This is a genomic window from Desulforamulus reducens MI-1, from assembly GCF_000016165.1.
Lineage (GTDB): Bacteria > Bacillota > Desulfotomaculia > Desulfotomaculales > Desulfotomaculaceae > Desulfotomaculum > Desulfotomaculum reducens.
The window spans coordinates 3,177,208-3,202,000 of record NC_009253.1; the positions used below are offsets into that span (position 1 = coordinate 3,177,208).

Sequence of the window (24,793 nt, forward strand, 5' to 3'; positions counted from 1 at the left end):
TTACACCTTCTCCACTACATTTTCGCCCAGTATACCGGTAGGCTTAAACAAAAGGATAAAAATCAAAATAACAAAAGCAAAGGCATCCCGGTATCCAGATAGTTCAGGCATAAAGGCCACCAGGAACACTTCTCCCATGCCCAGTATAAATCCACCCAGCATGGCCCCGGGAATACTGCCAATACCACCCATTACTGCGGCGATAAAACATTTTAAGCCAGGGAAAACACCCATCAAGGGATCGATTTGAGGGTATTGTAGGCTCCACATAATCCCCCCTACCGCTGCTAGGCTTGAGCCCACAACAAAGGTAGTACTAACCACTTTATTCACATCAATGGCCATTAGGCTTGCTGTTTCAAAATCCCTGGAAACAGCCCGCATGGCTGTACCGGTCTTTGTTTTATTAACCATGTATGTAACGGCGACCAAAAGAACCATCGTAACAACAGGAATAATCACAGTAAGAGATAAAAAAGAAACATCTCCGATCTTAATATTCCAAACCATCTCTTCGGGACGTGGGAATGACTTGGGGCGTGCACCAATGGCTACAATCCCCAGGTTTTCTAGTAGGAAGGAGACTCCAATGGCAGAGATTAAGACAGAAATTCTGGGAGCACTTCGTAAGGGGCGGTAAGCAATTTTTTCTATACTGACACCCAGTAAAGCTGTGAAAACGATGGCAATCAAAAAAGATAGCCACCAGGGTAAAGCAAATACCATAATTCCATAAAAAGAAACATAAGCAGCCACCATTAAAAGATCTGCATGGGCAAAGTTTATTAAGCGTAATATACCATAGACCATGGTATAACCGATGGCAATTAATGCATATAAGCTGCCCAAAGAAATGCCATTGGCTAAATTTTGTAGAAATACTTCTAAGGTCATGATTAAACCCCTTCCAAACAGGTATGATGCTCTTTGGGTACATTTACCAATTGTTATAAAACAACAGGGACTCCCCCCCTGAGTACAGGAGGGGAGTCGGATTCATTTATTTGTTGATTACTTAGGATCTACTTTTCCTTCATAGGCAAACTTACCGTCAGCCACCTTTTTAATGATGGCTGTCTTTGTGGCATCACCATTGGTATCCAGTGTAATGATACCGGTGGCGCCTTGGAAATCCTTGACATTTGCTAATGCATCCCGAATTGCTTTAGGATCTGCCGACCCTGCTTTTTGGATTGCATCCAGAGCAAGAATATAAGCATCAAAGCCTAAAGCACCAAAGGCGTTAACCTGCTTTTCTGGGTAAGCCTTCTTATACTCATCCATAAACTTCTTGGACATCTCGGTAACAGGCTGGGTAGAATCAAAGTGGGTGCTGAAGTAAACACCTGTGGTATTTTTAACACGGCTTAGGAATTCTTCAGCTTCCCATGTATCGCCACCCAGGATGGGGCAGGTAATACCCAGCTCGCGGGCCTTTTCAACCAGAATACCACATTCCAGGAAGTTCCCAGGAGCAAAGATTACATCGGGATTCTTCGCTTTAATGGTGGTTAACTGAGAGGAGAAGTCTTTATCACCGGTATTGTAGTTTACTTTTGCTACAATGGCGTTCTCATTTCCAGTTTGTTGTTTAAAGGCCTTTTCAAAGTAGTTGTTCAGACCTACTGAGTAATCTTGTTGAACATCCTGAACGATAGCAGCGGTTTTAGCGCCAAGTTTTTCAACTGCATAGTTAGCCATTACAGTCCCTTGGAAGGGATCAATAAAGCAAACACGGAAGTAATAATCGTTACCTAGGGTTACTGCCGGATTGGTCGGAGAGCAACCAATTACTGGAATACCTGCATCCATAGCGATGGGTCCACCGGCCATAGAAAGGGAACTTCCGTAGCTACCAATAATAACATTAACCTTATCTTTGCTTACTAGCCTTTCAACAGCGTTAGCGGCTTCTTGTTTCTCACTCTTGTTATCAACGACTACCAGTTCAACTTTTTTACCGTTAACCTCAGGGAATAACTGGTTTGCCAGTTTGATACCTTCAACAGTCATTTCACCACCGGCAGCATTGGTACCGGTTAGGGGTTCATAAACACCAATTTTAATTACATCCGATGCGGCATCTTGTTTCTCTGCACCGCCACAGCCTGCTAGAACCAGAGCTGCAACCAGCAGAAGGGAAATAATAGTAAAATATTTTTTCCTTAACATGGTACTTCGTCAACCTCCCCCAAAATATATGAGATTTCATATCCCCCTTTTGTCCCCCGATAATGGATATAAATCTCTATAGGGTATACTATTATGTTTTCAGACAATAATCAATTTAACATTTGTCCATATGGTAACTTTTTCATAAAATTTTATTTATTTATTAAATATTTCTCACTTTTAGACATTATTTGATAGACATTTGTAAATTGACAATGGACATCTTGTTTAATCCTCTGTGCACATTTTTATTTATTGTTAGACAGTTGTACACCATGGAACCTATTTCCTTATTTAATTACATAATAAAAAAGCCCGGGGAAACCGGACTTTTAAACCATCATTTATTATTTGCTCAGACCAAAAATCTTACCAATACCACTAACAAAACCCTTGCTCATTTTCTTTTTGTTATTTTCTTTCTTCCCAACCTTGTTATTTTCTCGGGCCATTTTAACCACTGCCCACTTAGTATCTTTAATTTCTTCACTTAATTTTTCTAACTTTTTACCCACAGAGTCAAGTTTTTCTCTGGTATCCTTGTTAATTTCAGATACCTTAGCCAAATCAGGTATCATTTCTTTTATTTCGCTTACCGCTTTTACGGTATCATCACTGACCTTCTGGGGCATCGTTATTAAAACATCCACTACCTTTTCCATTTTTAAGGACATATTTTTTAAGGTTTCCAAATGTTCAATGGCCATGGTATTAAACTTATAGGCATTTTTATCGGCTTGTTCTTCCATGTGTTGTAAAAATTTTTGCTCAAAATTACTAGCATAACTAGTTAAAGAATTAATTATCCCCGCTGCTGTTTCCTCTTGAATTCTTAAAACAATCTCTTTTCCAATTTCATTGGTTAGGGGTTCTGCTGAACTTTCTTTCTTTTCAGTGGTTTTCACCAAGCTTAATCTTTTTTTAGTAAATTCAATTTTATTCTCACATGCATTTCCTTTTGTGGCTGCAATTTCTTTGCGGGCCAGTTCTTCTCCCATGGACTCCGCCTCTATTGCATCTTTGATAGCTAACAGTTCCTCTACTCTTAATAAATATGTCGGTCCACCGGGGCTTTTCCTATCTAATTCCACATGTTTAAATAATCCCTGGCTAAACCACTTACTAATTGTACTGATTGGTACCCCTAACATTTCAGCTCCTTCAGAAAAGGTTACTTTCTTTCCCACAACAAGGCACCCCTTCGTATGATTTGTCTTGTTAAATTATACCAGTAAATATTTAACAGTTGTAGCATTTTATTCCGACATAAACTCTGTGGGGGTGCCAAGATATGCACTAAAAGCTAAGTTTTCCGTTATGATTTGTGGGATTTAATAAAAGTTAATTATAAATTATTAAAATACCAAAGAAAAAAGCTAGAATAGATCCTATAACAATATAAATGGTTATAAAGAAAACTTGGCTTACGCCAAGCCTTTAGGCGACGGCGTAAGCCTTAGTTGCCCTTATTGCAAGTTGGAAAGTTTTATACTTTCTGACTTGCAAAATAAAAACCGCCCGAAGGCGGTTTTTATTTAACTTACATTTCAGTAACTGTGTAGCACTCGTTGGGACAGGTAGCTACGCAGGTTTCACAGCCCATGCACTCTTCAGCTTCACCGGTAATATCAGCTTTGCCATCATCAAGCATGCCTAGAATGCCAGCAGGGCAAGCATCAGCACAAGCACCACAACCGTCACACTTATCTCTGTCGATAGATACAACGAACATAGTTTTTAGTTCCTCCCTTTTCCTTTTTGATACCCACTTAGTTAGTTGGGTTAATTTAATTATGCAAGAACCCTTGTCCATATTCAATACATAAATTAAATTTTTTCACTGAATTTATCATTGACTCTCATATGGGTATACGTTTCATAGATCAGAGAATAATAAAAAAAAGTAAATGAGGTGATATAGATTGACGGGTATTTTAAATAAACTACTAGGAAAACAAACACCTGAAGCAAAACCAGAGATGGAAAAGCCAGAAAAAGTAAACAAAATGCACTGTCATCAGTGTGAATATGCCCCTCCCGGTGGATGTACACAAATCGGTGTATGTGGTAAGGACCCTGCCATTGCCAGTCTTCAGGATACTATTATTTTAGGCTTAAAGGGTGTTGCGGCCTATGCAGTGCACGCTAGGGAACTTGGCTATGATGACCCAGAGGTTAATGCCATTACCCACGAGGCACTCTTTTTAACCTTAACCAACTCAAACTTCCACCTTCAGGATCATATTGATATGTGCCTAAAGGTCGGTACTGCCTGTGTAAAGGTGATGGATTTATTAGACCAAGCACACACTTCGGAACTGGGTATCCCGAAACCTGTCAGGGTAACAAATAATAAAGTAGAAGATCATTGCATCCTGGTAACCGGGCACGACCTTTTAGCCTTAAAAGAATTGTTAAAACAAACCGAGGGTATGGGTATCAACATTTATACCCACTCAGAGATGCTGCCTGCTCACGGTTACCCCGAATTGCACAAATTTCCGCATCTTAAGGGTAATGTAGGCAAGGCTTGGTATGATCAAAGAGAAGTCTTTGAAAACTTTCCCGGCGCTATCTTGGCCACCACCAACTGTGTAATGCCAATAAGAAATAAAACCTATGGGGATCGCATGTTTACTTATCTAGTGGCTGGCGTGGAAGGAGCACAAAAAATAAAAGATAAAGATTTTAATCCTATTATTGAAAAAGCACTTTCCCTGCCAAAAGCCAATATTGACTCCCAAGAAACCTTGTTAACCGGTTTCCACCACCAAAATGTACTGCCTATGGCTCCTCTTATTGTCGATGCGGTTAAAGCAGGTAAAATTCGCAGATTCTTTGTGGTTGCAGGTTGTGATGCTCCCACCAAGGGCAGGGATTATTTCCGAGACCTGGCTACATCCATTCCCAAGGACTGCGTTATTATTACCACTTCCTGTGGAAAGTTCAGATTTAATGATGTTGAATACGGTACCATTGAAGGTACAGACATCCCCCGTTACTTGGATCTAGGTCAGTGCAACAACTCTGTTTCCTCTGTTCACATTGCCCAAGCCCTGGCAGAAGCCTTTGATTGCACAGTTAATGATTTACCCTTAAGTATCGTACTATCCTGGTTCGAACAAAAGGCTGTGGCCATATTGCTAGGTCTGCTGAGCCTGAACGTACAGAATATCACCATTGGTCCTAAATTACCTGAGTTTCTTAACCCCACTGTGGTTGAAGTACTGCAAAAGAACTTTAGATTAACCCTCATCAGTGGTGATGCCAAAGCAGACTTGGCCAGAATGTTAGGAGAAAAAAAGTAGGGAGGTGGCCCTGTGCCACCTCTTGTTTATTTATCTCTAAAACTTGATAAAAAGCAAGCTGACGTGGTAAATTAACCCTTAGTGAATAATAACTGGATGAGGAGTCGTTATGGCTAAAAAAATTGAGTTAATTGCTACAGCCACCTTTGGCCTAGAGTCGGTGGTAGCTCACGAAGTAAAGAAAATGGGATATGACGTGATGGTGGAAAATGGCAGAGTAACCTTTTTCGGTGATGAGATGGCCATCTGCCGCACCAACCTTTGGCTGCGTTCCGCGGACCGAGTTCTTATAAAAATGGGGGAATTTAAAGCCACTTCCTTTGAAGAGCTATTCCAACAAACCAAGGCCCTACCCTGGCCCGATTGGTTACCCGTGGACGCCACCTTCCCGGTGGAGGGCAAGTCAATAAAATCTAAGTTGCACAGTGTTCCCGATTGCCAGGCCATCGTAAAAAAGGCCATTGTAGAAAAGATGAAACAAACTTATAAAAAGGAATGGTTTGAGGAAACAGGTCCCCGTTATACCATTGAAGTAGCTTTACTGAAAGACATTGCCACCATCACCATTGATACCAGCGGCGTAGGGTTGCACAAAAGAGGGTATCGGAAACTGGCCGCCCAGGCACCCTTAAAGGAAACCCTGGCCGCTGGCTTACTGTCCATTGCCCGTTGGTACCCCGACCGCCCGTTATTAGATCCCTTTTGCGGTTCCGGCACTATTCCCATTGAAGCAGCACTTATTGGACACAATATTGCACCGGGTATCGGTCGGAACTTTGTTGCTGAAGAATGGCCCGTTATTCCCAAGAAATTATGGCGAAACGCTCGAAAAGAAGCTTTGGAATCCGAGATTCACGATAATAAACTACGTATCTACGGTACAGACATCGATGATAAAGTTTTAAGTTTAGCCCGCTACCATGCCAAACAGGCCAATGTAGAAGATTCCATTCATTTTCAGAGGGTTCCAGTGGCTAATGTTCGAACGAAGCAAAAGTACGGCTTTATTATTACTAACCCGCCCTATGGTCAGAGGTTAGGCGAAATACAACAGGTTAAGAAACTTTATGAGGAATTGGGACAAACCTACAAAACACTGGATAATTGGTCTTGCTTTGTCATTTCTTCCTTTGAGCATTTTGAACAATACTTTGGTAAAAAAGCTGATAAGAAGCGTAAGCTTTACAATGGCCGGGTGGAATGCAATTATTACCAGTACCCAGGCCCCCGACCGCTCCGTCCTAAGAAGGTAGAAGATTCGATTGCTGTATCACAAGATTAGTATAAAATAAATTATTCGCATGCAGTTTGATAGTACTCTAGCCGTCAGCCTTTAGATTCTAATGACTAACCCTCAGAATCTAAAGGCTGACGGCTAAAATCACTTACTGTGATTAACATCACAGCCCACCCATGACACCAGTCACATCCTCCTTTTCTTATTTTCGGTAAGATAGCATCAGAAAATAAAACACGGCTACGGCCGATACTTTATAAAAGGAGGAAGCTGATTATGTTTTGCTACCAGTGTGAACAAACCCCCAAAGGCGGTTGCACCAAAAATGGTGTTTGTGGTAAAGACGAGAATATTGCAAGCTTACAGGATACCATCATTTTTGCTTTAAAGGGTGTGGCTGCTTATGCTACCCATGCTAAAGAACTTGGTTACACCGATCCAGAAGTAAATGCTATTACCCAGGAAGCCTTATACTCTACCTTAACCAATGTAAATTTCAACCTGGAAGAAACCATTAACATGGCTTTAAAAGTTGGTACTGCCACTGTTAAGGTAATGGATCTGTTAGACAAAGCTCACCTAGATAACCTCGGTATACCCACACCTGTAACGGTTACTTCTGATAAGGTTGAAGGCAAATGCATTTTAGTTACTGGTCACAACCTGCTGGCTTTAAAAGAACTATTGAAACAAACCGAAGGCAAGGGTATTAACATCTACACTCACTCTGAAATGCTGCCTGCCCACGGTTATCCTGAATTAAAGAAATTTAGTCACCTGAAAGGTAATGTGGGTAAAGCATGGTATGACCAAAGACAAGTTTTCGAGGCTTTCCCCGGTGCTATCTTGGCCACCACCAACTGTGTAATGCCTGTTCGGAAAGATGCAACCTATGGTGACCGCATGTTTTCCTTTGGTGTTACCGGTCTGGAAGGTGTACAAAAAATTGGCGAAGATATGGACTTTACTCCCGTAATTGAGAAAGCTCTTTCTTTACCAGGTGCCCCCACTGATGGTCTATGGAAAAAGATTGTTGGCAAATTGAACGGATCTTCTGAAGAAGTCAAAACCATGATCACCGGTTTCCACCACTTAAATGTACTTCCCTTGGCTCCCCAAATTATAGAAGCTGTCAAGGCAGGTAAGATCAAACGTTTCTTCGTCATTGCCGGCTGCGACTCTCCCACCAAGGGCAGAGATTACTACAGAGAACTGGCTTTGGCTATACCTAAAGACTGTGTCATCCTGACCACTTCCTGCGGTAAATTCAGATTCAATGATATTGACTTTGGCACAATTGAAGGCACTGGTATCCCCCGTTTCCTCGACCTGGGTCAGTGCAACAACTCCGGCTCTGCGGTGAAGATTGCCCTGGCTTTGGCCGAAGCCTTCAACTGCGGCGTCAATGATCTACCTTTAACCATTGTGCTGTCCTGGTTTGAACAAAAGGCCGTTGCCATTCTGTTAGGACTGTTTAGCCTGGGTGTTAAGAATATGTACATTGGACCCAAGGCTCCTGAATTCCTGACCCCGGGCGTGGTAGAAGTTCTACAAAAGACCTTCAACCTTCAACTAATTAGTGGAGATGCTCAAGCCGACCTGTCTAAAATGTTAGGCTAAGGGCCACCTTAAAAGGGAGTGTCACAAAACTACTTTTTAGTAGCGAGCGACACTCCCTTTTTACTTACAAAAAGTCATGGTAAATCTAGCCATCAGACTTCAGCTTTAAGAAAACCTTGGGAAAGGCCGTGAGCCTTGGGCTTTTTGGAAAGATAACCCGTTCACTTAGGACTTCCCGCTGATACAATAGCCCTACACAGCCTCTTCACAGAACATTATTCTACTTCGGTAAAAGCATCTTTACCTAAGCCGCATTCCGGGCATACCCAATCCTCCGGTAAATCTTCAAAGGCTGTTCCAGGTGGAATATCTCCCTCTCCCTTGGCAGGGTCATAAATATAGCCACAGACACATTCATATTTCTTAGACATATCGGTTCCTCCTAACCCTTCTCTTGTGATCTTTGCCTTTCAGCTATTACCAGTATTACCATTTTTATAATAATTCTTACATGACGTAGGATTTAATCTGTTCAGCAAAGACCTCTCCAAAGGCAATACATTCATTTAATTCATCCCCGGTGGGATCCCAGTTGACCTTTTTGCCTTCCTGAATAATCTTAAAGCCACTTTCCCTGAGCCACTCCTCAATTATCTTTACTGACTCCCCACTCCAGCCATATGAACCAAAGGCCGCAGCCACTTTCTCCTTAAATTTTAAACCCTTGATAATTTCTAGAGTAGCCGCCATGGAAGACAGTATCCCATTATTAATGGTTGAACTGCCTACGATAATTCCCTTTGACCGAAAGACCTCTGTAACAATATCATTCTTATCAAACTTGGCAGTATTAATTACCTTTGCAGGAACCCCTTTATTTTCTAAGCCCCGGGCCATTGCCAAAGCCATCTTTTTAGTGGCACCCCACATGGTGTCATATAAGATGGTAACAGTGCCTTCGTGATAGTTACTGCACCATTGTTCATATTTCTCTACGATTTGCATGGGATTATCCCGCCAGATAACGCCATGGCTGGGGGCAATCATGTCAATAGGCAGGTTTAAGGACTTTAATTCCTTAATTTTGTTCTTTACCAGCTTGTTAAAGGGTGTAATGATATTGGCATAGTATTTTAGTGCTTCATAGTATAATTCACCCTGATCCACTTGATCATTAAAATAATGGGGGGATACATAATGCTGACCAAAGGGATCATTAGATATTAAAAGATTCGCCCCCTGAACATAAGTCATCATTGTATCGGGCCAATGAAGCATTGGAGCTTCTATAAAAATAAGCTTGTACTGCCCTATTTCAATACTATCTCCAGTTTTAACCACGTTAAAATGCCAATCCTTGTGGAAATGCTTCTTTATCATTTCCGAACCCTTTTTTGTACAGTAAACCGGAATATCCGGTTTTTTCTCCAATAAATAAGACAGACTCCCGGCATGGTCCACTTCACAATGATTGATTACAATGAGATTGATTTTATCAATTCCAAATTTTTGATCCAGTTCTTCCACAAAGCCTTCATGGTAAGGGGTCCATACAGTATCGATAAGCACTAACTTCTCGTCATTAATCAAATAGGAGTTATACGATGAGCCTCTATGGGTGGAATACTCCTCCCCATGAAATTTCTTTAAATCCCAGTCCTTATAGCCAACCCAGAATATTTTATCTTTGATTTGAAACATTCAATCCACCTCATTTCGTTTAACCATAAAATCATCTATTATCATACCCAAACAAGACAAACCTATCTCTTGATGCTTAAATTAATATCCTTAAATTTATAATAAAACCTATTGATTGAATTGCCCTGACACCTTTTTTATAAAAGTCTTACAATTGCAATCCAAAAAACGTTTTTGTCATCTACCCAACTTTGTTGTTGTGATATAGCTAACTGCACTGACTGGTACCCTGCACTACAATGACTGCAGGAGGTGTGTTTGAATGGCAAAAAATCTACATCCAGCTGAATTGACTAATTACCCGTCAAACTTGGAGATAGTTATGTCTTATTTAAAGAAAATGCGAGGAGGTAACTGTCCTACCTTTCAAGCTGTTGACATAAGAAGCCACTTAATTACTGCTGTAGGGAGCTTTTTAGGTATTGGGTTAATCGCACTTTTAAATACCTTTTATGATATTCCACTACTTGTACCTTCCCTTGGCGCATCCGCTGTGCTCTTATACTCTGCCTGCCACGTTCCCATGGCCCAACCAAGAAACGTCATTGGTGGTCATTTGGTCTCTGCCATGGCAGGGGTTGTGGTTTATCAGTGGCTGGGTAATCAGTGGTGGACCATTGCCTTGGCGGTAACATTGGCCATCTTTCTTATGAATTTGACCCACACCTTGCACCCACCGGGTGGCGCAACAGCCTTTGTGGCTGTATATACCTCCCAAAGTTTCACTTATATTTTTTCTCCCGTGTTGCTTGGTGCAACACTATTGGTTATCATTGCAGTTCTCGTAAATAATTTTTCCCATAAGCGGCATTACCCTAATTTTTGGTTCTAGGCATTTATGAAAGAACTTCTAGCAGGTAAATTGCAATAAATGTTGAATATTACATAGATATATTTAACTATTAAAAAGCCTATCCTAGGGTAGGCTTTTTAACTTGGCTTTCGCCGAGTTTTTCTAACAGATAGCAAAAGTTGGGGGCTTCTTATGGTGAAAAAAAAAGAGCATGGTCTTTTATCTCCCCTGTTTCAATGGCGTGATTTTCGGTTAAAGTTATTTGTTGAGGCTATTTTGATAGGATTTTTATCTGGGGCCTTGGTGGTCTTTTTCCGATTTATGCTGGAAAAGTCAGAAGAAGTGCGTGACCATATCTATTTATTGTTAGGACAACAGGGACTACCTTATTATGTTCTTTGGTTTTTAATACTGGTGGCCATTGGGTTATTATTAGGTTATATTGTTAAATTGGTCCCCATGTCTACCGGGAGTGGTATTCCACAGGTCAAAGGTATTCTAACTGGTCAGTTAAAGATGAATTGGCTTAGGGTCATTCTGGCTAAATTTATAGGCGGGGTTCTGGCCATTGGCGCTGGGCTTTCCTTAGGTAGAGAAGGGCCCTCCGTTCAACTGGGTGCGGCGATTGGACAGGGCATTAGTCGCATGTTGGGGCGTCTTAGAATAGAGGAAAAATACCTCATTACCAGTGGAGCCAGCGCCGGCCTGGCAGCAGCCTTTAATGCACCTCTGGCAGGGGTTATTTTTGCCCTCGAGGAATTACACAAAAACTTTTCCCCGGCTGTACTAATGTCAGCCATGGCAGCCTCCCTAACAGCTGATTTTGTCTCCCAACAATTTTTCGGACCCAGACCAATCTTCAGTTTTCAAGCGCTGCCAGTTTTGCCAACTTACTATTTTGTCCACCTAATTGGTCTTGGTATTGTTTGCGGGGTACTGGGATTCTTCTTTAACTGGTCTTTGATTAAAGCTTTAAATTTTTATAGTAAACTAACAATTATGCCAAAAATATTTGTTCCTGTCCTGCCTTTGATCCTTGGGGGATTCCTTGGCTTTTATCTGCCGGAAGCCTTAGGCGGTGGACACAAGTTAATTGATTCTCTGGCCCAAGGTAATCTTGGACTTAAAATGCTGGTTATTTTCTTTATTGCAAAGTTTTTCTTTACCATGGCCAGTTTTGGTTCCGGTGTACCCGGAGGAATCTTTTTGCCATTACTGGTTATCGGAGCTCTCGTTGGTAATATTTATGGCGACATCGTTATTACTCTTTTGCATATTGACCCCTACTTTAGAGATAATTTTATTGTATTTGCCATGGCAGCTTATTTTTCAGCCATTGTTAAAGCCCCTGTCACAGGAAGTATTTTAATTACTGAAATGACTGGGTCCTTTCACCATTTACTGGCACTGATTACAGTGTCCATGGTATCGTACGTTGTATGTGATATTCTAAATTCAAAACCTGTTTATGAATTACTATTAGACAGAATTCTGGCCAATAAGGACCCGAGACTCTCTAAAAATGAGGGTAAAAACAAGGTTATCATCGAGCTTGCAACCTGTATTGGTTCAACACTGGACGGTAAAAGGATTAAAGATATTCTTTGGCCCCCTCATTGCTTGTTAGTTAGCATTAAGCGAGGCGAACAAGAAATTATCCCCAAGGGAGACACTAAGATTCTTGGTGGAGATTACCTATTTATTGTAGTAAGTGAAGATCAGGCGCCTGATGTAAATCAGTTACTAACGAAACTGGCTGGCGAAGGTTCTTAGAAATACTTGGCTTCCGCCATACCCTGAAGGGATAACCTAAAGGTCACAACATAAAGGCCGCAGGCAGAGCTTTAGTTTGCCCCTATGCATATCGAAAAGTTTTATGCTTTCTGATATGCCACTAAAGAACATACCCCATGACATTTATAGTGTCATGGGGTATGTTCTTTAGTTACAGCAGTATAGATGCTAAAGCTAACTGCAGATGCAACAAACCATGCGATTAGCCCAATGGATATGGCCAGAGTTACATTCTGCCAAAGGGCCAACCCCAACAAAACGGTCATTACGCAAACCAGTCCGCCGATATTGCCCGCGACGGCTCCATAGGCAATATTGGTTGCCTCTTTACTGCCTTTTTCCATTCCAGTAATAATTAAGGCTGATACCATAACTGCCGGAAATGCTGCAAATATACCTGCAACACTTTTCCAGGGAATTAGTATCAGTAGAATATAGCATAGGGCTACGGCCAACCCTCCTAGAACGAATCGAAGCATAAGATCCAATATATTTTTTCCCATTCGTTTATACCCCCAAACCTAAGGTGAAACTGATTGTGTATAGAACGACAACCGCCACCGCCCATACAATTAACGCCATAAATAACCCTTTAGCCCAACCTTTCTTCGGAATAAAATAAATAGCTGCAATGGCACAAATTATGTCTGAGGTCATCCCCACCAGAGCACCGGCAGATACTGACCTGACTGCGGATACTGCCTGCTGTGCGGGAACCAGCAAAATTACCCCAAGCAAGGCAGCAAGGTAAACTGCTGGAAATGCAGCAAAAATACCACCAGCTTTACCGCCTATCCACCTGGCTGTAAGTGTTGATAGTACCACAGCCAATCCACCTAAGACAAATCTTAATAGTAATGCCGATACTGAAAAGTTACTCATAATTAACACCTCGCCGTTTTTACAAAGAAAACTAGGCTGGCACCATGCCCTATAGGCACGAGAGCTTTAAAGCCGTACCCTTGCTCATATTAGAAAATTTTATACCTTCTGATATGCTTAAAAAAAATTTAAATTTTATCCTTAAATGCAAAAACCCGAGATGATTATCTCGAGTATTTAAGGCTAGGAAATCTAGTAAATTTAATGACCCTGCAGTAAAAACTGCAGGGCTAAAAATTACTCTGGCGACGACCTACTCTCCCAGGAGCGTGAGCTCCAAGTACCATCGGCCCTGGAGGGCTTAACTGCTGTGTTCGGGATGGGAACAGGTGTACCCCCTCCGGTATCGCCACCAGAAACTTTATGCTATTGGGTATTACTTTTAGGTCAGCCATGGGCTGTGGGCCTTGGGCCATGAGCTTTTTGGCTTTTCCTTTGAGCAAACAATTTATGTTCTCTCAAAACTGAACAGCTATTTAGTATTGCGTCATATATTCTTAACCTTAGCTCACGGCTCATGGCACATGGCCTAAGGCTTGTTTTTGGTCAAGAACTCGATCTATTAGTACCGGTCAGCTGAAAACATTGCTGCTCTTACACTCCCGGCCTATCTACCATGTAGTCTTCATGGGATCTTACCCTTCTCGAAGTTCGAAATTCGTGGTTCGAAGTTCGATCTAAGTATTTCTTTTGGGTCTTTATTTTTAACAACCCAAAATTCTTACCCAAATTCGAACATCGAATGTCGAAACTCGAACTTCGAGAAGGTGGGAAACCTCATCTTGAAGGAGGCTTCGTGCTTAGATGCTTTCAGCACTTATCCCTTCCGGACTTAGTTACCCAGCACTACCGTTGGCACGATAGCTGGTACACCAGCGGTCCGTCCATCCCGGTCCTCTCGTACTAGGGACAGCTCTTCTCAAGTTTCCTGCGCCTGCGACGGATAGGGACCGAACTGTCTCACGACGTTCTGAACCCAGCTCACGTACCGCTTTAATGGGCGAACAGCCCAACCCTTGGGACCTACTTCAGCCCCAGGATGCGATGAGCCGACATCGAGGTGCCAAACCTCCCCGTCGATGTGGACTCTTGGGGGAGATAAGCCTGTTATCCCCGGGGTAGCTTTTATCCGTTGAGCGACGGCCCTTCCACTCAGAACCGCCGGATCACTAAGCCCTACTTTCGTACCAGCTCGACTTGTTGGTCTCGCTGTCAAGCTCCCTTTTGCCTTTACACTCTAACGTGCGATTTCCTTCCGCACTGAGGGAACCTTTGGGCGCCTCCGTTACCTTTTGGGAGGCGACCGCCCCAGTCAAACTGCCCACCTGACACTGTCCTCATTCCAGCTTCATGGAATTTAGTTAGAATTTCAATATCTAAAGGGTGGTATCCCAACGCTGACTCCACCTACACTGGCGTGCAAGCTTCTAAGTCTCCCACCTATCCTGTACATCAAATACCAAAACCCAATGTCAAGCTACAGTAAAGCTCCACGGGGTCTTTCTGTCCTGTCGCAGGTAGACGGCATCTTCACCGTCATTACAATTTCACCGAGCCCCTCGTTGAGACAGTGTCCAAATCGTTACGCCTTTCGTGCGGGTCGGAACTTACCCGACAAGGAATTTCGCTACCTTAGGACCGTTATAGTTACGGCCGCCGTTTACTGGGGCTTCGGTTCTATGCTTCAGTTTCCTTAACATTTCCCCTTAACCTTCCAGCACCGGGCAGGCGTCAGCCCCTATACGTCAGCTTTCGCTTTAGCAGGGACCTGTGTTTTTGGTAAACAGTCGCTTGGACCTTTTCTCTGCGGCCTCTTCTCGCTCCAATCGTACAATTTTCACGATACCGAGGCACCCCTTCTCCCGAAGTTACGGGGTCATTTTGCCGAGTTCCTTAACGAGGGTTCTCTCGCGCGCCTTAGGATTCTCACCCCACCTACCTGTGTCGGTTTGCGGTACGGGCACCAACTTACCTCGTTAGAAGCTTTTCTTGGCAGTTTGGGATCAGTTACTTCGCTACTTGTTTTCGCTCCCCGTCACCTCTCAGGTTTTATGTAAGACGGATTTGCCTATCTTACACCCTACGGGCTTGGACCAGCTTTTCCAACCGCTGGCTTAACTTACCCTCCTGCGTCACTCCATCCTCATACGGTTTTTGGTGGTATCGGATTTTCAACCGATTGTCCATCGCCTACGCCTTGCGGCCTCGGCTTAGGTCCCGACTTACTCTGGGCGGACGAACCTTCCCCAGAAATCCTTAGGTTTTCGGCGGGCAGGATTCTCACCTGCCTTTTCGCTTACTCATACCGGCATTCTCACTTCTTACCTCTCCACAGCTCCTTTCGGTACTGCTTCAATGTGGTAAGAACGCTCCCCTACCATTCTCGAAGTTCGATATTCGAATTTCGAAATTCGATTATTTCCAAGTTTGTATCAGTTTGTTTAGTTGCCTTCCTAGATGATCGTATTCCTCTTTAAAACCTTCATACTGATCTGATATATATCCAAGGTCTTTGATCATATCTAGTAAAACTGCAACCTCATTACAGGATCCAAGTGCATTTATTAAGAACCTCTTAAAATCATCTACATAGTTCTTTCTACCGTATCCTTCGGCTATATTAAGCGGTATTGATACGGCCGCACGTCTTATTTGGCTCCCTATCTCATACAACTCATGCTGCGGAAAACCCTTTGTTGTTTTGTGTATTTGAAGAGCCAGTTTATATCCCCTCTTGTACACTTCAAGATCATGATAATCTTTTATCATGTGAGTTTTCCTTTCGAACATCGAATCTCGAATATCGAACCTCGAGAATCCAAAGCTTCGGTGATATACTTAGCCCCGTTACATTTTCGGCGCAGGGTCACTTGACCAGTGAGCTATTACGCACTCTTTAAATGGTGGCTGCTTCTAAGCCAACATCCTGGTTGTCTTAGCAACCCCACATCCTTTTCCACTTAGTATATCTTTGGGACCTTAGCTGTTGGTCTGGGCTGTTTCCCTTTTGACTACGAATCTTAGCACCCGCAGTCTGACTCCCGGTTTCTAAAATAACGGCATTCGGAGTTTGATTGGGTTCGGTAACCCGTGAAGGCCCCTAGCCCATTCAGTGCTCTACCTCCGTTATTCATCCACCGAGGCTAGCCCTAAAGCTATTTCGGGGAGAACCAGCTATCTCCTGGTTCGATTGGCATTTCACCCCTACCCACACCTCATCCGCCTCCTTTTCAACGAAGGTCGGTTCGAGCCTCCACTTTATTTTACTAAAGCTTCACTCTGGACATGGGTAGATCACCAGGTTTCGGGTCTACTCCAACGTACACTCTCGCCCTTTTAAGACTCGCTTTCGCTTTGGCTCCGGCTTTCCTGCCTTAACCTGCACGTTAGATGTAACTCGCCGGTCCGTTCTACAAAAAGTACGCCGTCACACTTCGAAGTTCGATGTTCGAAGTTCGTGGTTCGATACACGCATTCCTTTAGGGTCTTTTTTACTTGACCCGTAAGATATGACATGCATTCGAATTTCGAATCTCGAATATCGAACCTCGAATAGTGCTCCGACAGTTTGTAGGCATACGGTTTCAGGTTCTTTTTCACTCCCCTCCCGGGGTGCTTTTCACCTTTCCCTCACGGTACTGGTTCACTATCGGTCGCTATGGGTATTTAGCCTTGGGGGGTGGTCCCCCCTGATTCCCACGGGGTTTCTCGTGTCCCGCGGTACTTGGGATTTCCTCTGTAATGTTCAACCTTTCGTCTACAGGTGTTTTACCTTCTGTGCAGCACCTTTCCAGGTGTCTTCGACTAGGTCTAGTTATCACGTGATGAGGGTCCCGCAACCCCAGATTTCCGAAGAATTCTGGTTTAGGCTCGCCCCTTTTCGCTCGCCGCTACTTGGGGGTTCGATGTTTCTTTCTCTTCCTCCGGGTACTTAGATGTTTCAGTTCCCCGGGTGCCCTCCTCTATGCCTATGGATTCAGCATAGGGTGACGGAGGTTTGCTCCGCCGGGTTGCCCCATTCGGGTACCCACGAATCAATGCCTGCTTGCGGCTCCTCGTGGCTTTTCGCAGCTTACCGCGCCCTTCTTCGGCCCTTAGCGCCTAGGCATCCACCGTATGCCCTTTCTTTCTTGACCAATCTTGCTTTTCGGCTCGGTTACTTTTGGTAACCTACTGAAATTGTTTTTGTCGACGCTTTACTTGTTTCGCTGTTCAGTTTTCAAAGAACGTTGGTTTTATGATTCTAAAGCATGAGAGTTTGAAAAACAACCAGTAATTTATGGTTGTTTTAGTCTCTCAAAACTAAACAGGTTGATGATGAATGACCGACCTTAGATAATTAGCTTTCGCTAATTTCTCCTTAGAAAGGAGGTGATCCAGCCGCACCTTCCGATACGGCTACCTTGTTACGACTTCACCCCAATCATCGGCCCCACCTTCGACGGCTGCCTCCTTGCGGTTAGCTCACCGGCTTCGGGTGTTGTCAACTTTCGTGGTGTGACGGGCGGTGTGTACAAGGCCCGGGAACGTATTCACCGCAGTATGCTGACCTGCGATTACTAGCGATTCCGACTTCATGTAGTCGAGTTGCAGACTACAATCCGAACTGGGACCGGCTTTCTCAGGTTTGCTCCACCTCACGGCTTCGCTTCCGTCTGTACCGGCCATTGTAGTACGTGTGTAGCCCAGGACATAAGGGGCATGATGATTTGACGTCATCCCCACCTTCCTCCGTTTTGTCAACGGCAGTCACATTAGAGTTCCCACCTTTACGTGCTGGCAACTAATGTTAGGGGTTGCGCTCGTTGCGGGACTTAACCCAACATCTCACGACACGAGCTGACGACAACCATGCACCACCTGTCTCTACGTTATCCCGAAGGATAAGGCTCATATCTCTATGAGTTTCGTAGGATGTCAAGCCCTGGTAAGGTTCTTCGCGTTGCGTCGAATTAAACCACATACTCCACCGCTTGTGCGGGCCCCCGTCAATTCCTTTGAGTTTCAGTCTTGCGACCGTACTCCCCAGGCGGAGTGCTTATTGTGTTTACTGCGGCACTGCAGGGGTCGATACCCGCAACACCTAGCACTCATCGTTTACGGCGTGGACTACCAGGGTATCTAATCCTGTTCGCTCCCCACGCTTTCGCGCCTCAGTGTCAGTTACAGTCCAGAGAGCCGCCTTCGCCACTGGTATTCCTCCCAATATCTACGCATTTCACCGCTACACTGGGAATTCTGCTCCCCTCTCCTGCACTCAAGTCCACCAGTATCAGAGGCAATCACGGGGTTGAGCCCCGAACTTTCACCTCTAACTTAATGCACCACCTACGCGCCCTTTACGCCCAGTAAATCCGGACAACGCTCGCTCCCTACGTATTACCGCGGCTGCTGGCACGTAGTTAGCCGGAGCTTACTCTTCAGGTACCGTCATTTGTTCTTCCCTGAAAACAGAGGTTTACAACCCGAAGGCCTTCTTCCCTCACGCGGCGTTGCTCCGTCAGGCTTTCGCCCATTGCGGAAGATTCCCCACTGCTGCCTCCCGTAGGAGTCTGGGCCGTGTCTCAGTCCCAGTGTGGCCGTTCGCCCTCTCAGGCCGGCTACCCATCGTCGCCTTGGTGGTCCGTTACACCACCAACTAGCTAATGGGACGCGGATCCATCTGATAGCACGATAGCTTTTCTTACAGAACCATGCGACTCCGCAAGCGTATCCGGTATTAGCAGCCGTTTCCAGCTGTTATCCCGGTCTACCAGGCAGGTTATCCACGCGTTACTCACCCGTTCGCCACTATCTTCGAAGTTCGACGTTCGAAATTCGTGATTCGATCCAAGCATTTCTTTGGGGTCTTTTAAATGACCCTTAAGCTTTACTCGAACTCAAAATTCGAACCTCGAATGTCGAACCTCGAAGACCGTTCGACTTGCATGTGTTAAGCACGCCGCCAGCGTTCGTCCTGAGCCAGGATCAAACTCTCCGTAAAATATTTCGCAATATTTTAAAGAGTTTTGGCTCTTTACTTATCCTTGATTTACTCGCTAGCGTCTTTTAACGCTTGACGAGGATGTTTTTTGTGGTCATTCATAGTTTCATCTTGCGATGACTTTTGACTTGACCTTTTGCATCCATCATCTCTGTTTAGTTTTCAAAGACCGTTTGTTTGGTTCCGGCCTCGCAACCGGAGTTTTATTTTACCACTTCACTTAGTTTCTTGCAAGTGATATTTTCTACTGTCACCGCTTGGCGACATTTATTATGTTAACATTTATCAAATTATAAAGCAAGTACTATTTTAAAAAATTATGTAGAATCTCAACAAAGTTTTGCACCTGCTGATATGGAAATGTTTTTCCTTATACAATTAGATTTTATCTTAATTAATTATCAAATTTTTAGTTGACAGTAGTTAGCGAGCTAAAATAAAATTTAAACAGACTGACCAGTCTGTCTGTGAGGGGGGAATAGTTTATGATTAAGGAATCGAAAAAGGATTTAATTGCTGATTCGGCTTTGATCTGTTTTACTAAATCGGGATTTAGCGGTACCTCGGTGGATGAGATTGTTAAAGCCTCAGGAGTTAGCAAAGGAGGGATCTACTGGCATTTTAAAAGTAAAGAAGATATTTTCCTCTACATAGCTGAACGACACATTGGTGAACACATCAGTAGTTTTATTTCCATTTTAAAGGAAGATGACTCGCCTAAAGATATGTTAACTAAATACATGGAAAACTGCCTAGCCACCATTGATCCCAACATATCTACCCTATTCGCAGAATTTTTCTTGCAAGCCAAAGACCAAGAAATAATTGATAACTTAAAGGGTATTTTCCATAAAAATATGGGTTTTCTCTATGATATTATCCGTGATGCTATAGATAATGGTGAATTTAGGCCCCTAGATCCCATTGCTGTAACTCATACTTATATAGGTCTAATTAATGGGCTATGCCATCAATGGATGCATCATAAAGACAAGCAATTTCTCGAATTAAATGCACGAACTGCCCTAGATATTTTTATAAAAGGTATTGAAAACAGATAATTATTTGATTAAATCAGAGAGGAGTATCAATAACTTGAAACGCATAGTAAGCTTGATAAGTTTGTTATTATTAATTGCTATCTCGATGGGGGGCTGTGGTGAAAAACCTAAAGCCCAGGAAGAAAAGCTGGTTCCAGTGGAAACCATTAAAGTTTCGACAAATGATCTGGCACATACCCTGAGTACCACCGGTGAAGTCATTGCCGGAGCTGATGTTAATGTAATGCCCAAGGCAACAGGACGTGTACAAAAAGTATTGGTTAAGGTAGGAGATAATGTACATAAGGGGCAAGTTCTTTTTCAACTGGAAGGTAACGATGCCCGTAATGCCATGGATCAGGCCGAGGCTGGTCTTGCCCTGGCCCAGGCAAATTTAGAACGTTCCCAGCAGGGGCTAAAGGACTCAGAGATTAACTTTGAAAGAAACAAGGTCCTGTACGATGCCCAGGCCATTTCCAAGGTACAATTTGAGCAAGCTGAAAGCGGCCTGGTAACCGCCCAAACGAACGTCAAGGTTTCAGAGGCACAGGTAAAACAAGCCCAAGCTTTGGTAAATACAACTCAAGAAAATTATAACAACTCCACCGTTACATCCCCCATTGACGGAACCGTGGCGGCTGTTAACGTAGATCCCGGTGAAATGGTAAATCCGCAGACGTCACCAGTAACGGTTGTTCAGATAGATACTACCAAAGTAAAGGTAAATGTTTCGGAAAACGTAGTTGATTCAATTAAGCCCGGCTCTAAGGTACCTGTAACCATTAATGCTCTTAATAAAACTGTTAATGGAACCATTTTTTCTGTGGCACCAAAAGCCGATCCGTCTACCCGGGCCTTTGCAGTGGAAATCAAGCTTCCCAATAAAAATGGGGAAATTAAGCCCGGCATGGTGGCTAAGTTAGATTTATCCACTGGAAAGTCCCAGGGAGTCCTTGCTTTGCCGGTGGATGCTGTCCTTGAACGGGACGGTCAGTATTCTGTTTTTATTCTCGAAGAAGGTAAAGCCAAAGAGATTTCTGTTAAGGTGGGTATTACCTCCGGAGAATTGACTGAAATTAAATCAGGTTTAAAAACAGGCCAAACCGTTATTGTAAAAGGGAACCGTCTGGTGGGCGATGGCCAAAAGGTAAAAGTGGTTAAGGAATTGGGAGGTGCAGCTAAGTGAAATTAGCAGACATTTCCGTTGACCGCCCGGTTGCCATCTCCATGTTAATAATAGCACTGGTTTTCCTGGGGCTATTCTCCCTCCCCCGTCTGGCGGTGGATCTTTACCCAGATATGGAATTGCCTATTGCAGTGGTTGTTACTAACTACGAAGGGGCCGCCCCGGCTGAAGTTGAAAAGTTGGTTACAAAACCCATTGAATCTTCGGTAGCCACCACCGCTAATATTAAGGAAATACGATCTCGCTCCCAAAATGGTATTTCCCTTGTAATTGTTCAATTTAATTGGGGTACCAACATGGACAATGCCGCCATTGAACTCCGTGAAAAAATTGACTATGTGAAGGGTGCACTACCCAGTGATGTGAAGTCACCCCGAGTAATGAAATTGGATCCCAACCAGGCACCCATTATCTCTTTTTCAGTTACCGGTACTGATGTTGTAAAACTTAAGAAAATTGCTGAGGACACCATTCAATCCCGTTTAGAACGTATTGATGGCGTAGCTTCAGTCAGTATCAGCGGTGGTAAAACCCGGGAAATCAAAGTTATCCTAGACCCAGCGAAAATGGAAGCCTATGGACTGGGCACCAATCAGGTAATGCAGGCCATAGCCAGCGATAACATTACCGGCACTGCGGGTCTGGTAGACAAAGGTTCCAACGAAACCGCCATTCGGGTGGTGGGTGAGTACAACACCCTGGAGGAATTGAAGCAGGTGCGGGTCAACCTGCCAGGCATGGGCAACAACTCCATTGCCCTGGGAGACTTGGCTACCATTGAAGATTCCTTTAAGAAAGAGAACAAATTTGCTTTTGTAGACAGCAAACCTTCCCTTGGCCTGGATGTTATGAAATCCACCGGTGCCAACACAGTTCAGGTTGCTAAGCACGTACTGCAAGAAGTGGAAATGCTAAACAAAACACTGCCCGCCGGTGTAAAGATCACTACTGTGGTAGATATGTCTAAATTCATTCAGCAATCTATTGATAACGTGGTTTATCATGGTTTGGTGGGCGGTTTACTGGCAGTGGCCATTCTCTACCTGTTTTTACGAAATTTCCGAAGTACCATTGTGGTAGCCCTGGTAATCCCCATCTCCATTATCGCCACGTTCACCTTAATGTATTTCGGCGGACAGACTATAAACATGTTGTCCCTGGGTGGTCTTGCCCTAGGCCTGGGCTCGCTGGTGGACTTCTCTGTGGTGGTGCTGGAAAGTATTTACCGCTACCGCCAAAATGGTTTTAATGTTATTGAAGCTGCCAAATTGGGTACTGCTGAGGTGGGCAATGCGGTAACCGCCTCCGCTGCTGCCCAGGTGGTAGTATTCATGCCCATTGTTTTCGTTCAAGGTTTAGCCGGTATCCTGTTTAAACCTATGGCCTTAACGGTAAGTTTTTCACATATAGCAGCACTCTTTGCTGCTTTAACCCTGGTGCCCATGCTCTCCTCGCGCTTACTGAAAAACGTATCACCATCAGATGAAACACTACCGACTGGCCAAACCAAAAACCCGGTTATTATTTTTGGTCGTGCCATGAGCAAATTAAATACTCAATATGGCTTCCTATTAAACTGGTCCCTTAGGAACCGTAAAAAGGTAGTGGGCGTTACAGTTGCTTTACTCATTTTAAGTATCGTAGCCACTCCCTTAATCGGTACTGAATTTATTCCCACCATGGACCAGGGTGAAATCACTGTAAAGTTGGATATGCCTGCAGGAACTAAGGTGGAGGAAACCTCTAAGGTTGCGGCTGACCTAGAGAAATTAGCCCGCTATCAGGTAAAAGAAATAGATCGGATATTTACCACCGTTGGCACCGGTGGTCAGCTTTCCTTCCTGGGGGTTGGTTCCGGTGACCAGGCATCTCTACAAATCAAACTTAAACCACTGGCTGAGCGAAATATTTCCACTGAACAGGCAGTTGAAAAGTTACGCAACGCCATGAAGGACATTCCTGATGCTGATATTACTGTCACCTTAGCAGATAACTCCGGCGGTCCCAGCGGTAAACCAGTGGATATTGCCATCCGTGGTGATGATCTAGCGGTTTTAAGCCAGTTGGGGGATCTGCTAGTAGAAGTGGTAAAAAAGGTTCCGGGTACTCGTAACGTTGCCAACTCTCTGGCCGAAGCCACACCCGAGGTGCAAATCGTGGTTGACCGTGAGCAAGCAGCCCGTTACGGTCTGTCAGCCAGTCAGGTGCTGAATGCCGTAAGTACCTCCTTTGATGGTAAAGTGGTTAGCCGTATGCGGACTGGTGACGACGAAGTAGATATCCGTATGATCACACCAGAGGATGCCGGTAAGAGTGTTGATCAGTTGGCCAACTTGACTATTGTTTCACCCACCGGTGCACGGGTTCCGGTATCTGCAGTGGCCACGATTGAGTCCCATCATGCCCCAACAGAAATTACTCGTACGGCCCAAAGCCGGGAAGTACGTATATCTGCTGATATTTCTGGTCGAGACATGGGTAGTGTAAACAAAGATATAATGGATGAATTGAATAAACTAGCCCTGCCCGAAGGCTACACCATCACTTCAGGTGGTCAGGCCAAGGATATGGCCGATTCCTTCAAAAGCCTGGCAATGGCCTTAGTACTCTCGGTTATATTAGTGTTTATGGTAATGGCAGCACAGTTTGAATCGCTTTTCCAACCTTTTATCATTATGTTCTCACTTCCTCCCACCTTCATAGGCGTCATCTTTGGCTTGGGTATTACAGGCCACCACTTGAGCGTGCCGGCCATGATCGGGGGAATTATGCTGGTTGGTATTGTGGTAAACAATGCCATCGTGCTGGTGGACTATATCAATACGTTACGAAAGCGCGGATACAACCGAAACCAAGCCATACTTGAGGCAGGCCCTGTACGACTGCGCCCAATCTTAATGACCGCCTTAACTACCATTCTGGCCCTGCTGCCCCTAGCCTTTGGTGGCGGCGAAGGTTCCGAGGGGCAGGCACCTATGGCGGTGGTAGTGGCCTTTGGTTTAACCCTTTCAACGCTGATCACACTGGTACTGGTACCAGTTGTATACACCATCTTTGATGATCTAGGAAAGAAACTACCTGGGAAATTGGGTAAGCTCCCATTCTTTAAATCCAAAAGCATCTCCAGTTAGAGCTTA

The 24,793-nt window shown here is 44.1% G+C and carries 16 protein-coding genes and 3 rRNA genes; 8 read left to right on the forward strand and 11 right to left on the reverse strand.

Annotated features, from left to right (window positions below):
• From DRED_RS15630 to DRED_RS15645, 4 genes are all read right to left on the reverse strand, one after another.
• Complete coding sequence (locus DRED_RS15630) at nucleotides 1–894, reverse strand: branched-chain amino acid ABC transporter permease (protein ID WP_011879229.1); 894 nt, start codon at nucleotides 892–894, stop codon at nucleotides 1–3.
• Nucleotides 895–1,011: 117 nt separating this feature from the next.
• On the reverse strand, nucleotides 1,012–2,172 hold the full coding sequence (locus tag DRED_RS15635; protein WP_011879230.1) for an ABC transporter substrate-binding protein: 1,161 nt from the start codon (nucleotides 2,170–2,172) through the stop codon (nucleotides 1,012–1,014).
• A gap of 347 nt (nucleotides 2,173–2,519) precedes the next feature.
• Entirely contained in the window at nucleotides 2,520–3,359 is an 840-nt protein-coding gene (locus DRED_RS15640; protein WP_011879231.1) for a hypothetical protein, read from the reverse strand.
• Between the two features lie 353 nt (nucleotides 3,360–3,712).
• Nucleotides 3,713–3,985, reverse strand: coding sequence for a 4Fe-4S dicluster domain-containing protein (locus DRED_RS15645; protein WP_274376897.1), 273 nt, complete (start codon nucleotides 3,983–3,985; stop codon nucleotides 3,713–3,715).
• A gap of 193 nt (nucleotides 3,986–4,178) precedes the next feature.
• Here DRED_RS15645 and hcp (DRED_RS15650) point away from each other — a divergent pair, with 193 nt between their 5' ends.
• From hcp (DRED_RS15650) to hcp (DRED_RS15660), 3 genes are all read left to right on the forward strand, one after another.
• On the forward strand, nucleotides 4,179–5,480 hold the full coding sequence (gene hcp / locus DRED_RS15650) for a hydroxylamine reductase (protein WP_041275003.1): 1,302 nt from the start codon (nucleotides 4,179–4,181) through the stop codon (nucleotides 5,478–5,480).
• Between the two features lie 109 nt (nucleotides 5,481–5,589).
• Nucleotides 5,590–6,762, forward strand: coding sequence for a THUMP domain-containing class I SAM-dependent RNA methyltransferase (locus tag DRED_RS15655; protein ID WP_011879234.1), 1,173 nt, complete (start codon nucleotides 5,590–5,592; stop codon nucleotides 6,760–6,762).
• Nucleotides 6,763–6,993: 231 nt separating this feature from the next.
• Nucleotides 6,994–8,337: a hydroxylamine reductase gene (hcp, locus tag DRED_RS15660; RefSeq protein ID WP_011879235.1), complete on the forward strand. Its 1,344-nt coding sequence runs from the start codon at nucleotides 6,994–6,996 to the stop codon at nucleotides 8,335–8,337.
• Nucleotides 8,338–8,552: 215 nt separating this feature from the next.
• Here the strand turns inward: hcp (DRED_RS15660) and DRED_RS15665 are convergent, their stop codons facing one another.
• Nucleotides 8,553–8,708 (reverse strand): rubredoxin, encoded by a 156-nt coding sequence (locus DRED_RS15665; RefSeq protein WP_011879236.1) that lies wholly within the window; start codon nucleotides 8,706–8,708, stop codon nucleotides 8,553–8,555.
• A 76-nt stretch (nucleotides 8,709–8,784) separates the two neighbouring features.
• The gene (locus tag DRED_RS15670; protein WP_011879237.1) at nucleotides 8,785–9,978 is read right to left on the reverse strand and encodes an anaerobic nitric oxide reductase flavorubredoxin; all 1,194 of its coding nucleotides are present in this window, start codon (nucleotides 9,976–9,978) and stop codon (nucleotides 8,785–8,787) included.
• A 262-nt stretch (nucleotides 9,979–10,240) separates the two neighbouring features.
• On the opposite strand from DRED_RS15670, the gene DRED_RS15675 reads away from it, so the two are divergent.
• Together DRED_RS15675 and DRED_RS15680 are read left to right on the forward strand one after the other, a co-directional pair.
• Nucleotides 10,241–10,810 (forward strand): HPP family protein, encoded by a 570-nt coding sequence (locus DRED_RS15675; protein WP_011879238.1) that lies wholly within the window; start codon nucleotides 10,241–10,243, stop codon nucleotides 10,808–10,810.
• 153 nt (nucleotides 10,811–10,963) lie between these two features.
• Nucleotides 10,964–12,544 carry a ClC family H(+)/Cl(-) exchange transporter gene (locus tag DRED_RS15680; RefSeq protein WP_011879239.1) on the forward strand — a complete coding sequence of 527 codons (1,581 nt, stop codon included), beginning with the start codon at nucleotides 10,964–10,966 and terminating at the stop codon, nucleotides 12,542–12,544.
• Nucleotides 12,545–12,696: 152 nt separating this feature from the next.
• On the opposite strand, the gene DRED_RS15685 is transcribed toward DRED_RS15680, so the two are convergent.
• The 5 genes from DRED_RS15685 to DRED_RS15705 form a co-directional block, all read right to left on the reverse strand.
• Nucleotides 12,697–13,068 carry a DUF3147 family protein gene (locus DRED_RS15685; protein ID WP_011879240.1) on the reverse strand — a complete coding sequence of 124 codons (372 nt, stop codon included), beginning with the start codon at nucleotides 13,066–13,068 and terminating at the stop codon, nucleotides 12,697–12,699.
• Between the two features lie 4 nt (nucleotides 13,069–13,072).
• Nucleotides 13,073–13,447, reverse strand: coding sequence for a DUF3147 family protein (locus DRED_RS15690; protein WP_041274674.1), 375 nt, complete (start codon nucleotides 13,445–13,447; stop codon nucleotides 13,073–13,075).
• Nucleotides 13,448–13,687: 240 nt separating this feature from the next.
• Nucleotides 13,688–13,804: ribosomal RNA gene (rrf, locus tag DRED_RS15695) — 5S ribosomal RNA — on the reverse strand.
• 185 nt (nucleotides 13,805–13,989) lie between these two features.
• Nucleotides 13,990–17,583: ribosomal RNA gene (locus DRED_RS15700) — 23S ribosomal RNA — on the reverse strand.
• Nucleotides 17,584–17,811: 228 nt separating this feature from the next.
• Nucleotides 17,812–19,430: ribosomal RNA gene (locus DRED_RS15705) — 16S ribosomal RNA — on the reverse strand.
• The 16S, 23S and 5S rRNA genes sit together here, the layout of an rRNA operon.
• A 485-nt stretch (nucleotides 19,431–19,915) precedes the next feature.
• Here DRED_RS15705 and DRED_RS15710 point away from each other — a divergent pair.
• The 3 genes from DRED_RS15710 to DRED_RS15720 are packed head-to-tail and all read left to right on the forward strand — an operon-like array spanning nucleotide 19,916 to nucleotide 24,787.
• Nucleotides 19,916–20,491, forward strand: coding sequence for a TetR/AcrR family transcriptional regulator (locus DRED_RS15710; protein ID WP_011879242.1), 576 nt, complete (start codon nucleotides 19,916–19,918; stop codon nucleotides 20,489–20,491).
• A 34-nt stretch (nucleotides 20,492–20,525) separates the two neighbouring features.
• Complete coding sequence (locus tag DRED_RS15715; protein WP_011879243.1) at nucleotides 20,526–21,656, forward strand: efflux RND transporter periplasmic adaptor subunit; 1,131 nt, start codon at nucleotides 20,526–20,528, stop codon at nucleotides 21,654–21,656.
• Nucleotides 21,653–24,787: an efflux RND transporter permease subunit gene (locus tag DRED_RS15720; protein WP_011879244.1), complete on the forward strand. Its 3,135-nt coding sequence runs from the start codon at nucleotides 21,653–21,655 to the stop codon at nucleotides 24,785–24,787. Before DRED_RS15715 ends, DRED_RS15720 begins: the two co-directional genes overlap by 4 nt.
• Nucleotides 24,788–24,793: the final 6 nt, after the last annotated feature.

Excerpts from the sequence above, each read along its gene's own strand:
- DRED_RS15645 (WP_274376897.1), bottom strand. The coding sequence starts at position 3,985 with ATGGACAAGGGTTCTTGCATAATTAAATTAACCCAACTAACTAAGTGG.
- DRED_RS15685 (WP_011879240.1), bottom strand. The coding sequence starts at position 13,068 with ATGGGAAAAAATATATTGGATCTTATGCTTCGATTCGTTCTAGGAGGG.
- hcp (WP_041275003.1), top strand. The coding sequence starts at position 4,179 with ATGCACTGTCATCAGTGTGAATATGCCCCTCCCGGTGGATGTACACAA.
- DRED_RS15680 (WP_011879239.1), top strand. The coding sequence starts at position 10,964 with ATGGTGAAAAAAAAAGAGCATGGTCTTTTATCTCCCCTGTTTCAATGG.
- DRED_RS15675 (WP_011879238.1), top strand. The coding sequence starts at position 10,241 with ATGGCAAAAAATCTACATCCAGCTGAATTGACTAATTACCCGTCAAAC.
- DRED_RS15630 (WP_011879229.1), bottom strand. The coding sequence starts at position 894 with ATGACCTTAGAAGTATTTCTACAAAATTTAGCCAATGGCATTTCTTTG.
- DRED_RS15690 (WP_041274674.1), bottom strand. The coding sequence starts at position 13,447 with ATGAGTAACTTTTCAGTATCGGCATTACTATTAAGATTTGTCTTAGGT.
- hcp (WP_011879235.1), top strand. The coding sequence starts at position 6,994 with ATGTTTTGCTACCAGTGTGAACAAACCCCCAAAGGCGGTTGCACCAAA.
- DRED_RS15635 (WP_011879230.1), bottom strand. The coding sequence starts at position 2,172 with ATGTTAAGGAAAAAATATTTTACTATTATTTCCCTTCTGCTGGTTGCA.
- DRED_RS15665 (WP_011879236.1), bottom strand. The coding sequence starts at position 8,708 with ATGTCTAAGAAATATGAATGTGTCTGTGGCTATATTTATGACCCTGCC.
- DRED_RS15670 (WP_011879237.1), bottom strand. The coding sequence starts at position 9,978 with ATGTTTCAAATCAAAGATAAAATATTCTGGGTTGGCTATAAGGACTGG.
- DRED_RS15710 (WP_011879242.1), top strand. The coding sequence starts at position 19,916 with ATGATTAAGGAATCGAAAAAGGATTTAATTGCTGATTCGGCTTTGATC.
- DRED_RS15655 (WP_011879234.1), top strand. The coding sequence starts at position 5,590 with ATGGCTAAAAAAATTGAGTTAATTGCTACAGCCACCTTTGGCCTAGAG.